This is a genomic window from Taklimakanibacter deserti, from assembly GCA_003574785.1.
This window is the reverse complement of sequence record QORU01000025.1, coordinates 19,023-30,974: the sequence shown is the minus strand read 5'-3', so window position 1 is coordinate 30,974 and position 11,952 is coordinate 19,023. Positions and strand designations below refer to the sequence as shown.

The window sequence follows — 11,952 nt, the reverse complement described above, 5'->3', positions numbered from 1 at the left end:
GATGATGGACGCCACCGATAAAGTGAACATCCTTCTGGTCGACGACCAGCCGGGCAAGCTCCTGACCTATGAGGTCGTCCTGGAGGAACTCGGCGAGACTCTCATCAAGGCCTCATCTGCCCGCGAGGCGCTGGAGTGCCTGCTGCGCATCGACGTCGCCGTCATTCTGATGGATGTCAGCATGCCGGAGCTCAACGGTTTCGATCTCGCCCAGATGATCCGCGAGCATCCCCGTTACAAGGATACGGCGATCATCTTCGTGTCGGCGGTCCATTTGAACGAGGCGGATTATGTCCGCGGCTACCAGATGGGTGCGGTCGATTATGTCTCGGCACCCGTGGTCGCGGAAATCCTGCGGGCCAAGGTCAAGGTCTTCGTGGAGCTACATCGCAAGACGAGAGAGCTCGAGGCCTTGAACAGCGATCTGGAGAGGCGCGTCGCGGAGCGGACCGAGGAACTGCGGCTGGCGAACGACCACCAGACCGTGCTGGCGCGCGAGGTCGATCACCGCGCCAAGAACGCTCTGGCGGTGGCGCAGGCCATCGTCAGGCTTACGCAAGCCGAAACGATTGACCAATATGTCACGGCGATCGAGGGGCGCATCAACGCGCTGGCCCGCGCCCATGCCTTGCTGTCGGACTCGCGATGGCAAGGCGCCAGCCTGAAGACCATTGTCGAGGACGAGCTTGCTCCCTATCGCGGATCGGGCGAGCCCCTTTATATCGTCAACGGGCCGGACATCGTGCTGAGGCCCGGCAGCGCGCAGGCCATTGCGCTGGCACTGCACGAGCTTGCGACCAATGCCGCCAAATATGGCGCCTTCGCCGCGAAGACCGGCAAGCTGGCTCTGTCGTGGCGAGCCGATCCGCTGACCATCTCATGGCGCGAAAGCGGCGTGCCCGACCTCCGCCCCCCGACAAGTCAAGGTTTTGGCACGAAGGTGATCGATCTGAGCATCAAGGCGCAACTCGGCGGACGCGCCCATTTCCAATGGAATAGCGACGGGCTGCACTGCGTCCTTGAAGTCCCGGAGGCAGCCGATCAGGCAGTTGGAAAAGCGCAAGGCGGCGCCGAAGGGCGGGCCGCCGGAGCGACCATCCTGCTGGTCGAGGACGAGCCCCTCGTCGCCTTGATGATCGAGGAGCTCATCGTAAGCCTTGGCTATGCCGTCGCCGGTCCCTATGCCACGGTGGCGCAGGCCTGCCAGGCGATCGACGGCGAGCAGTTCACCGGCGCGATACTCGACATCAATCTCGCCGGTGAGCTTGTCTTCCCGGTTGCGGACATTCTCTCGCATCGCCAAATCCCGTTCATCTTCACCACCGGCTATGGCCCCGAGCGCGTCGTACCGCGCTTCGCTCATATTCCGCTCTTGTCGAAGCCGGTCGAGGCTCCCATGCTCTCTATATTCCTGGCTGAGGCGCTGGCGGCTAGAGGACCGGAATCCTTTGCCCGCGAGCAGCGTGAGAGCAAGACCGGCACGCGCCCAGCCCTTTAGGGCACCAAGCAATCCCTCATCGCCAAAGTCTTCAACTTGGGCCGGATATGCTCTAGGACTGGAGCATGATCTCACGCCAAGCCAAATATGCGCTGCGCGCCCTTATCGCGCTCGCCCGCATCAAGCCAGGAAGTGCTGCCCAGACCTCCGACATCGCGACCGCCGAGAAGATCCCGAAGAAGTTCCTGGAGCAGATCCTCCTCAGGCTGAAGAACCAGGGCATGGTGCAGAGTAGGCGCGGCAATCGCGGCGGCTATGCGCTGCTCAAGCCCGCATCCCAGATCACCTTCGCCCAGGTGCTGCGCACCATCGACGGGCCGATCGCTCCCTTGCCCTGCCTCAGCATCATCGCCTACGCGCGCTGCGAGGATTGCAAGGACGAGCATACTTGCGAGATCCGCAAGGTCTTTGCCCGCGTCATCGAGCCGACGCGGGAAGTGCTGGAGCGCACCACGATTGCCGACGCCGCTGCCGGCCGTGCCATCGATCTCGACACTTTGCCTGTCACCAGGCAAATGGCTTGAGTCATTAACGTCATTCTAAGCGACTGAATTAGCCAGATAAAACTGGTTAGCGGATTGTTGCTTGACTAACTCGATAAAATCAGTAGAAATTATCGTATTGTGTCCCTGAGGAGAAATCCGATGGCCTCTCTCAAATCTATCCTGCCGTTCTGGCGGCATCCGGTCTCCGGCGGCGAAGCAGCGCCGGATCCCCTTCCGGTGAAGCCTGAAGATTTCGGCAAGGCGAGCAGTTTCGAGCTTCTCTACGACCGTCTCATGGACGATCCGGAAGCCCCGCGCGACACGCTGTTCCCGACGGGGAGCTGTCGCTAGCGCATGATCCGGAAAAGTGGCCACCGGTTTTCCGAAAAGATCATGCGCCATATGAAAAAGCGCACGCGCCAATAAAGAGGAGGAGCAGGCAAGCTCCTCGGAACCTTCCCATCCACCCATACGTTGCCGCTCAAGGCGATCTCCAGGCGCCGGGACCGGCGAAGCTTTGACTGAACTCTTCAAGGAGTAAGATCATGTTTCGACGCACCTTTCTCGCTTTTGCCGCCGTATCGGCGCTGTTCACCTCGACAGCACTTGCCGATAGCGAGCTTCTCAATGTCTCCTATGACCCGACGCGCGAGCTGTATCAGCAGCTGAACGAGGTCTTTGCCAAGGAATGGCAGACCAAGACCGGCGAAGCCATCACCATCCAGCAGTCGCATGGCGGATCCGGCAAGCAGGCGCGCGCCGTCATCGACGGGCTCGAGGCGGATGTGGTGACACTGGCGCTCGCTTACGACATCGACGCCATCGCCAAGAAGGGGCTCATCGCCCAGGACTGGCAGAAGCGGCTCGCCCAGAACAGCTCGCCCTATACCTCGACCATCGTCTTCCTCGTCCGCAAGGGCAACCCCAAGGGCATCAAGGACTGGTCCGATCTCACCAAGCAGGGTGTGCAAGTGATCACGCCCAATCCCAAGACCTCGGGCGGCGCCCGGTGGAATTATCTCGCCGCCTGGGGCTATGCCCTCCACAAGAGCAACAAGGATGAGACTGCGGCGCGCAATTTCGTCGCCGATCTTTTCCGCAACGTGCCGGTGCTCGACACGGGTGCGCGCGGCTCGACCGTGACCTTCGTCGAGCGCGGCATCGGCGATGTGCTGCTTGCCTGGGAGAACGAGGCCTTCCTCGCGCTCAAGGAATTCGGCAACGACAAGTTCGAGATCGTCGTGCCGAGCGAGAGCATCCTGGCCGAGCCGCCGGTAACGGTCGTCGACAAGGTCGTCGACGCCAAGGGCACGCGCAAGCAGGCGGAAGCCTATCTCAACTTCCTCTACACGCCGCAAGCGCAGGAGATCATCGCCAAGAATTCCTACCGTCCGCGCGATGCGGCGGTCCAGGAGCAGTACAAGGACGCCTTCCCGAAGATCGCGCTCTTCAATATCGATGACGAGTTCGGCGGCTGGAAGAAGGCGCAAGAGACTCATTTCGCCGACGGTGGTATCTTCGATCAGATCTACAAGCCCAGCAACTGAGGCGAATACCGGTCATGATCGGACTTGACATTGCCCTCCCTCGTGAGGATTGGTCCTGCGGGGGAGGCGTGACGCATCGGGAGGAGCAGGAGGCTTCGTCCATGTCCCTCACGCTTCCCGCTTTCCTCGCTCCGCTGCGCTCCGCTTGCGGGGCGAGGGTGACAAGTCTTTTCTCCCTAGGTCTCATCCCGCAGTGACATCCTTTACCAGCAGTTGGCGCAAGCCGAGCGTGATCCCGGGCTTCGGGTTGACGCTCGGCCTCACCTTGATGTGGCTCAGCCTGATCGTGCTGATCCCCTTGGCCGGTCTCGTGCTCAAGGCGGCGACGCTCGGCTTTTCCGGCTTTGTCGACACCATCCTCAACGCCCGGGTGCTGGCGGCGCTCAAGCTCAGCTTCGGCTTGTCGCTCATCGCCGCCGCGGTCAATCTGGTTCTGGGCCTTCTCATCGCCTGGGTGCTGGTGCGCTATGATTTCCCGCTGCGCCGCAGCTTGAGCGCCATGGTGGACATTCCTTTCGCGCTCCCGACCGCCGTTGCCGGCATCGCGCTGACGACGCTCTATGCCCCCAATGGGGCGATGGGCTGGCTCTTCGGCCTCATCGGCCTCAAGATCTCCTTCACGCCGCTCGGCATCCTGGTCGCGCTGATCTTCATCGGCCTTCCCTTCGTGGTCAGGACCGTCGAGCCGGTGCTTGCCGATATCGACCAGACCACCGAGGAGGCCGCCGCCTGCCTCGGCGCCACCAAGCTCGCAACCTTCCGGCGCATCATCCTGCCCGCCATCCTGCCGGCACTTCTGACCGGCTTCGCCCTCGCTTTCGCCCGCGCCGTCGGCGAATATGGCTCGGTCATCTTCATCGCCGGCAATTTGCCCATGGTGTCGGAGATCGCGCCGCTCCTCATCGTCATCAAGCTCGAGGAATTCGAATATGAGCAGGCGACCGCCATCGCGGTCGCCATGCTCATCGCGTCGCTCGCTCTGCTTTTCCTCATCAATGTGCTACAGGCCTGGGGCCGCAAACGTCAGGGTACCGGCTGAAGCAGATGAACAGAGACCCCCTTTCCGTCAGGATCGTGCTGATCGCCCTGGCTTTTCTGGTCATGGCGATGCTCATCGGCCTGCCGCTCATCACCGTCTTCGCACAGGCCCTCGCCAAGGGCTGGGATGAGTATTTCCTGTCCCTGAGCGATCCGGTGACGTTGTCAGCGATCAAGCTCACCCTGATCACCGCCCTGATCTCGGTCAGCGTCAATCTCGTCTTCGGCGTGATCGCCGCCTGGGCCATCGCCAAATATGAATTCAAGGGCAAGAGCTTCCTCCTGACCCTCATCGACCTCCCGTTCTCGGTATCGCCCGTCATCGCCGGCCTCGTCTTCGTGCTCCTGTTCGGCCTGCAAGGCTGGTTCGGCCCGGCACTCCAGGGCACCGGCCTCAAGATCATCTTCGCGCTGCCCGGCATCGTGCTCGCCACCATGTTCGTGACCTTCCCGTTCGTCGCGCGCGAGCTCATCCCCCTGATGCAGGAGCAAGGCACCGAGGACGAGGAAGCCGCGGTGTCGCTCGGCGCCTCAGGCCTCCAGACCTTCTGGCGCGTGACCTTGCCCAACATCAAATGGGGCCTGCTCTACGGCGTGCTGCTCTGCAATGCCCGCGCCATGGGCGAGTTCGGCGCCGTCTCGGTCGTCTCGGGGCACATCCGCGGCAAGACCAACACCATGCCGCTCCATGTCGAAATCCTCTATAATGAATACAACTTCACCGCCGCCTTTGCCGTCGCTTCCCTTCTGGCGCTTCTCGCCTTCGTGACGCTCACCGCGCAGAGCCTGCTGGAATGGAAAAAGGCCCACTAATGAGCATCGACGCCATCGACATCACCAAGGACTTCGACGGCTTCGTCGCCCTGAAGAGCGTCAGCCTGTCGGTCAATCGCGGCGAGCTCCTGGCGCTGCTCGGGCCTTCGGGCTCGGGCAAGACGACGCTGCTGCGCATCATCGCCGGGCTCGAATGGCCGGATGCCGGCGACATCCGGATCGAGGGCAAGAGCGTGCTCAGGGTCGATGCGCGCGAGCGCGGCATCGGCTTTGTGTTTCAGCACTACGCGCTCTTCCGCCATATGACGGTGTTCGACAATGTCGCCTTCGGCCTCACCGTGCGCAAGCGCCGCGAGCGTCCGTCCGAAGCCGATATCGCCAAGCGCGTGCATGAGCTTCTCGAGCTCGTGCAGATCGAGCGCCTGGTCAAGCGCTACCCTTCAGAGCTCTCGGGCGGCCAGCGCCAGCGCGTGGCGCTGGCGCGGGCACTCGCCATCGAGCCCATCGTGCTCCTTCTCGACGAGCCCTTCGGCGCGCTCGACGCCAAGGTGCGCAAGGAATTGCGGCGCTGGCTGCGGCGCCTCAACGAGCAGACCGGCATGACCTCGATCTTCGTCACCCACGACCAGGAAGAGGCGATGGAGATCGCCGACCGCATCGTGGTGATGAGCCATGGCCGCATCGAGCAGATCGGCAAGCCCTCCGAGATCTATGAGAACCCGGCCAATCCCTTCGTCTGCGAGTTCCTCGGCAATGCCAACCGCATCCCGCTCGCCTGGACCGACGGGAAGATGTCGCATCCGGCCATCGATCTCGATGCCATCACCGTCAAGCCCAAGTTCATCGGCGCCGAGCATGTCTTCGTGCGCCCGCATGACATCGACTTGGTGAAGGATGCGGCCGGCGCCGGCACGGTGCGCTTCCTGTCGATCGTCGGTCCGGTGGCGCGCGTCGATGTCGAGGTCACGGCGGGCGAGAAGCCGATCGAGGTCGAGATGCCCGCCCACCGCCTGCAGCGCGCCGGCCTCGAGGTCGGCGCCCCGGTGAAGCTCGCGGCGCTGAAGGGGCATATTTATTAGCGGTTCTCTCCACCCTCTTCATTTCCCTTCTCCCGTTGCGAAGCAATGGGAGAAGGTGGCGCGCAGCGCCGGATGAGGGCTCTTATCGCGCAATGTACTCCGATCTCGAAGAGTATTCCTTGCTGCAAAGGGCCCTCACCCACCCTTCGGGCACCTCTCCCATTGCTTCGCAACGGGAGAGGGGAAAAAGCGTAGGTTCCGGTCTTCGCGCCTCCATAGAGCGTCAATAGCGATCGCCGTCCCGTATCGACCGTACCAGGTCGGCGGCATCATGCGCCTGCGGGGCATCGAGGTCGTCAAGGCCTTGAGCATCGCCATGTCGATTGGCTTGCGGGACCTAACCGCAGCGGTAAGCAGCGCGACGGACTTGCCCCGCCGGGTAATGCCAATCGTTTCACCAGCCTCGACCCGATCGACAAGCTGGTTCAGACGAGCCTTTGCGTCAGTCAGTTTGATCGTTTCCACATCAGGCTCCCGACTATCCAGATGGTCTTATCGCGGAAAGAGCGCGGTCCCAAACCTAGACCGCCAGCAGGTGATTATCCCAGATCCAGTTCTGCAGCCGGTCCGTCGAAATGCGCTTGAGCGTTTCATTGCCCTCGATGAGGCTGCGCACGCCGTCATTGCCGGAGGTCAGGAGGAAATCCCGGGTCCCGGGCAGTGCCGCGACGCCGCAGACATCGTTCATCCGCTCGCGCGTCAGGAACTCGCCCGAGCGGCGATTCCACAGAGCGACGCTGCCGCCTTGCGGGCTCGTCGCGGCGACGATCTCTTCCGATGCATCGAGCGACATGGAGCCGATATAATTGGCCATCCCCAAGAGCTCGACTTCCGGCATGTCGAACAGCGCGACCTTGCCCGAAGCGCTCACGGAGCCCACGAGCGGCGGCAGGTCATTGGGATCGCCCTGATACTGGCAGCCGAAGGCGATGCTGCGGTCCTGGGCAATGGCCATGTGGCGAATGGAGAGCGCGCGAAACTGCGGCGCCAGCTCGAGGGCGGCAAGGGTCGCATCATGCGCCGCATCGATCAGCGCGACATTGGGCTTCATGTCGTCCTTGTTGAGAACCTCGCGCCCGGTCTCGGGCGACGTGCGCAGGCCGCCATTGGCGACGACCAGCGTCTTGCCGTCGGGCAGGAAGGCAATGTCATGCGGACCGATGCCGCGCGAGGCGATCTCGCCGATGCGGCGGTAATCGGCGCCCGCATCATAGATGCCGAGCACGCCATTGCCGGTCACCGTGTCGTTCTCGGTGGCATAGAGCAGCTTGCCGTCGAGCGTGAACACCCCATGGCCATAGAAATGCCTATCCTTGGCGGAGAGTACTGTGCCGACGACGAGGCCCTTCCTGGCATCGACGACGATGAACCAGTTGCCGGGCCGTCTGGCGAAGACCACGACCTCTGGCGATAAGGGCCGCATCGTCGCATCATGGCCGCGCGCCGGCAGCACGGTCGAGAACAATTCCTTGCCGTCAAGGGAGAACATCGCCGCCGAGGCCTTGCCCGCGGCATCCATGCGGCAGGAAATATAGAGCGCCGGCGCATTGGCGCGCGCTCGTGCGGGAAGGACGCTCGCCGCAAGAGCCGCGGCGAGGCCCTGCACTATCTGGCGACGGTCAATCACCATCCTGGCTGTTGAACCCCACTGTTACGCCGAGCACCGCCGGTATCTCGTCATGCGCCTTGTCGCGCGCCGCCGCCAGCGCATCGAGCAGCAGATAGAATTGCTGGCGCTGCTTGACGTCACTCACCGCCGGACCGAAATCCTCGGGCAGCGCTTCGGCGAAGCTCGCGGCCGTCGTGATGGTCGAAGGCGTAGCGCCCTCCTTGCCCGCCATGATGAGCTTCGCGACGGCGAGCGCGGTCTCGATATTGAGAGCGAGGGCGCGCTTCGAGCGCTTGCTGCGCCAGCCTTCGGCAAGTGCCGGGCGTGCCTCGGCCGCGTTCTTGCCGAGCACCGGGCGCAGTTTCGAATCTCTCATATAGGCGAAGGTAGACAGGAAATCGGTGGCGATGCGCGAGGTCGCTTCCTTGGCCGTGTCGGGATTGGCGATGGCCTCGACGACATCATTGGTCCAACCGAGCCGCACATCATGAGCGATCATCACGATGTTCCAGGCGATGGCCTGGCCTATGGCGCAGCGCCGCTCCTTGCGTAGGCCGTTCAGCATCTCCACTTGCGCCTTCTCGTCGAAAAGGAGACGCTCGAGCGCCGGCAGGCCTTGCACCGCGACGCTGTTCTTGACGAAGGTCTCGGGCGCCAGGTCCTCGATGCCGCTTTTCTCGAGCAACAGGGTCAAGGCTTTCGCCGTCGCATTCTTGCGCTCCGGCCAATAGGACAGGCGCTCGGCGCGGAACTCATCGCCGATCGGTCCATAGCGCAGGAACTCGATCTGCGACCATGAGTCGGCGGTGGCGAGATAGGCGCGCTGCAGGGTCTCGAACCCCATTTCGTCGGGCTTGGCGCAGAACTCCGACCAGGCCTTCTCCTGCGCATCGGCGGTGAGCGACAGAGCCTGATAATGCGGGATGATGAAGCGGTCGACGAGCCGGCTCAGCGTTTCGTCGGCAGCACGCGCCGGCCCCGCCATGACCAGCATGACGAGGCAGAGGACGAGCCGCCGCACGATCGGCATCTAGAGCGTCCCCAGATAGTCGATGAGCCGGGCCTTGGCCTCGGCCGACAATCCCAGATAGCGTTCTTTCGCCTTCACAGCTTCACCACCATGCCACCTTATGGCTTCATCCAGCGTCGCCGCGCGTCCGTCGTGAAGGAACCGTCTCTTGCCCTTCTGCGCGTCGAGATCGATCAGCGGGGCGGTGCGCCATTCATTCGCCGCAGCGAAACCATCGGGAAAGGCGCCAGCCAGCCCATTGCCCATATCATGCAGCAGGAGATCGGTGAAGACCGGTAATGTCTCACCCGTTGTCGCCTTGAGGGCCGGCACATGGCAGGAGACGCAGCCCGTCTCCCTGAGCAGGCTCTCGCCCTCCGGGTCCGCCTTAACCTTTTTGGGTTGGAAGGTCGCCACATAGTCCGCGACCATCTCGACCATCGCCTTAGAAATTTCCTCCCCGTCAAAATCCGGACTGCGGCCGGTTGCATTGGCGCGGCAGGCCGTCTCGGCCTCGGGACAATCGCCGTAAGGGTAAGGCCGCAAGGGTGAGGACAGGCCCATATCGAGCATGGCCGCATCGGCCGTCTGGTCGGTGAGGCTCGCGGCCGTCGCCTTGAGGCCGAAGCGGCCGATCTTCGAGCCTTCCTTGGTTTGGATGATACGGGCGCGGCCCGATATGCCATCGCCATCGCGATCGTCGGGATCGGCCAGCTTGACGATCTCGCTCTGGGCCACGCGGGCGATCATGCCGCGTCCGAGAAGCGAGGGCGCGACACGGATCTCCTGCTCAATTCCTGGAGACGACGCTCTTTCATTAAATGTGACCTTGGCCAGCATGCGGGTAAGGCCATCACCCGCAGGCTCGAGATAGGGCGAGATGCGGGCTTCCGGTGTGAGGCCCGGAATAGCATGTTCCTGGAGCTGGCGGCCGAGAACGGGATCGGGCGCGCCTTTGGCATCGCCCAGCCTGACGACGAAGCCCGCGGCGCCGAGCACACCGTCGATCGCGGAAAAGCGGGCGCCATTGCCGTTCTTGTGGCATGACGCGCAGGACACGGCGTTGAACAAGGGGCCGAGCCCGTCGGCGGCATTGGTGGAAGCCGGCGCCTGCACCCATTTGCGGTCGAACAGCGCCTTGCCGACGGCCGAATCGAGCTCTTCCGCCATGGCAACCGGTGCGACCAGGCAGAATAGGATTGTCAGGACATGGCGAAGCGCCGTCATGCGTTTGCGAAATATCCCATCATGCCGGTCTCCAGATGTTCCAATATGTGGCAATGGAACATCCACTTCCCGGCGGCGGCAACGAAGGCGATCTCGATGCGTTCCTTAGGGAGAACCAGGACTGTGTCGGCATAATGGACGGGGAGCTTCCGCTTCGACGAGCCGAGCACCTTGAAGGTATGGCCATGGAGATGGATCGGATGCGGATGCGGGGTCGCATTCTGCAGCGTGAAACGATAGCTCTTGCCCGATTTGAGCCGCGCCAGAGGCGGCGGCAGGTTCCGATGTCCATCATTGGGCCAGGACCGTTTGTTGATCGCCCAGAATGTACGACTGGCGGTGCACAAATCATCCAAAATGACCTTGGATAGCGGATCATCAGGATCGAGCGTGTCGATGAAGCTTGCGATCGCATCGGAAGCGGCGCCAAAGACGAAAGGCTGAGTCTCGGCCCCCGCGAGATCGGGCTCGGGAACTCGAGACGCGTAGAGGGGGGCGGGATCGAAAGGTTCCGCGCGCCGGTCGGGGCCTTCCGCCTCCAGTTCCGCAAGGTCGAAGATCTCGGTCGGGAAATAATCCCGCAAACGGACCTTGCCCCCGGCCTTGGGTGTGCGCAGCACCAGATCGAGACGGGACGCAGCACCCATGCGCCAGGAATCGAGCGGCATCGCTTCGACCGGATTGCCGTCGATGGCGATGATCCGCGCCTCGGCCCCCTCGACGCCCACATCCATCATGCGCGTCGCATCGAGATTGAGGAGGCGCAGCCTTATATCGGCCGCCGCCGGAACCTTCCGCGCGAAGCGTTTCACCCCGTTGACGGTGCGCAGCGTGCCGAAAGTGCCGGCGCGCGCCGCCCCGCTGTCGGTCGAGAAAGGCAGGAACGACCCATCCTCGGCAAGCCGCCAGTCCTTGGCGATGATCACCGCCTCATCGTCGAAGGCTTCGCTCTCGTCGCCCGCGACGATCACGACGCCCAGGAGCCCATGGCCGACCTGACCCGTTTCATTGCAATGCGGATGGAAAAAGAAGGTGCCGGTATCGGGAAGGCTGAAGTCGTAAGTGAAACTCTCGCCTGGCTCGACCGGCTTCTGCGTCACATATTGGACGCCGTCCATGTCATTGGGCACGCGCACGCCATGCCAGTGAATGGAGGTGTGCTCGCCGAGACTGTTCTTCAGCGTCGCGCGCAAGCGGTCGCCGCGCTTCAGGCGGAGGACTGGAAAGAGTTCATCGCCATAGGTCCAGAGCGTGCTTTCAGGGCCGTCCTTGCCCAGAAGCTTGACGCTTCTTGCTTTGGCTTCAAGCGTGACGTCGTGAAGTGCAGGCGCCCCGGCGACGGGCGGTGTGAGCAATGGTCTTGCCGCCGGCCGTCGCGGCAGCGACAGCAGAGCGGGAGCAACGAGGCCTACCCCCAGGCCAGCGATGGCGGCCCTGCGCGTCAGCATTGCGCGGCTCGCACAAAACCTCCCTCCACCGCCGAAGGCGGGGAGGGTGGCGCGCGGAACGCGCGACGGGTGGGGTCTCTCAACAAGACAGGTCTCGCAAGCAAAAATATTTGCAAGCAATTGGGGTCAATCGCCGAACACGTGCCGCCGGAGAAACCCCACCCGTCCGCCCTCTCGCCTTCGCGAAGCCGAAGTTTCGTTTCGGCAGAGCAAGATTGCTTCGCTTCGGCGGAACAAG

General features: G+C 63.0%; 11 protein-coding genes and 1 pseudogene. 7 read left to right on the top strand and 5 right to left on the bottom strand.

The window, feature by feature from the left end:
- Position 1: 1 nt before the first annotated feature.
- From DS839_RS33990 to DS839_RS33955, 7 genes are all read left to right on the top strand, one after another.
- Positions 2–1,498: a response regulator gene (locus DS839_RS33990; RefSeq protein ID WP_368912077.1), complete on the top strand. Its 1,497-nt coding sequence runs from the start codon at positions 2–4 to the stop codon at positions 1,496–1,498.
- 65 nt (positions 1,499–1,563) lie between these two features.
- Positions 1,564–2,022 carry an RrF2 family transcriptional regulator gene (locus tag DS839_RS33985; RefSeq protein WP_119274996.1) on the top strand — a complete coding sequence of 153 codons (459 nt, stop codon included), beginning with the start codon at positions 1,564–1,566 and terminating at the stop codon, positions 2,020–2,022.
- A 120-nt stretch (positions 2,023–2,142) separates the two neighbouring features.
- A complete protein-coding gene (locus DS839_RS33980; protein ID WP_119274995.1) occupies positions 2,143–2,334 on the top strand; it encodes a hypothetical protein in 192 nt (63 codons plus the stop codon).
- Between the two features lie 194 nt (positions 2,335–2,528).
- Positions 2,529–3,530 carry a sulfate ABC transporter substrate-binding protein gene (locus DS839_RS33975; protein WP_119274994.1) on the top strand — a complete coding sequence of 334 codons (1,002 nt, stop codon included), beginning with the start codon at positions 2,529–2,531 and terminating at the stop codon, positions 3,528–3,530.
- Between the two features lie 193 nt (positions 3,531–3,723).
- The gene (gene cysT / locus DS839_RS33965) at positions 3,724–4,569 is read left to right on the top strand and encodes a sulfate ABC transporter permease subunit CysT (protein ID WP_119274992.1); all 846 of its coding nucleotides are present in this window, start codon (positions 3,724–3,726) and stop codon (positions 4,567–4,569) included.
- Between the two features lie 5 nt (positions 4,570–4,574).
- Positions 4,575–5,381, top strand: a complete 807-nt coding sequence (gene cysW / locus DS839_RS33960; protein ID WP_119274991.1) for a sulfate ABC transporter permease subunit CysW — start codon at positions 4,575–4,577, stop codon at positions 5,379–5,381.
- A complete protein-coding gene (locus DS839_RS33955) occupies positions 5,381–6,421 on the top strand; it encodes a sulfate/molybdate ABC transporter ATP-binding protein (protein WP_119274990.1) in 1,041 nt (346 codons plus the stop codon). The genes cysW and DS839_RS33955 overlap by 1 nt, the downstream gene beginning before the upstream one ends.
- Before the next feature lie 223 nt (positions 6,422–6,644).
- Here the strand turns inward: DS839_RS33955 and DS839_RS33950 are convergent.
- From DS839_RS33950 to DS839_RS33930, 5 genes and pseudogenes are all read right to left on the bottom strand, one after another.
- A pseudogene (locus DS839_RS33950) lies at positions 6,645–6,886 on the bottom strand (type II toxin-antitoxin system Phd/YefM family antitoxin).
- A 55-nt stretch (positions 6,887–6,941) separates the two neighbouring features.
- Positions 6,942–8,051: a DUF1513 domain-containing protein gene (locus tag DS839_RS33945; RefSeq protein WP_119274989.1), complete on the bottom strand. Its 1,110-nt coding sequence runs from the start codon at positions 8,049–8,051 to the stop codon at positions 6,942–6,944.
- Positions 8,041–9,060: an imelysin family protein gene (locus tag DS839_RS33940; protein ID WP_119274988.1), complete on the bottom strand. Its 1,020-nt coding sequence runs from the start codon at positions 9,058–9,060 to the stop codon at positions 8,041–8,043. The genes DS839_RS33945 and DS839_RS33940 overlap by 11 nt, the downstream gene beginning before the upstream one ends.
- A complete protein-coding gene (locus DS839_RS33935; RefSeq protein ID WP_119274987.1) occupies positions 9,061–10,266 on the bottom strand; it encodes a di-heme oxidoredictase family protein in 1,206 nt (401 codons plus the stop codon).
- The gene (locus DS839_RS33930) at positions 10,263–11,714 is read right to left on the bottom strand and encodes a multicopper oxidase family protein (RefSeq protein ID WP_119274986.1); all 1,452 of its coding nucleotides are present in this window, start codon (positions 11,712–11,714) and stop codon (positions 10,263–10,265) included. The genes DS839_RS33935 and DS839_RS33930 overlap by 4 nt, the downstream gene beginning before the upstream one ends.
- Between the last annotated feature and the right edge of the window lie 238 nt (positions 11,715–11,952).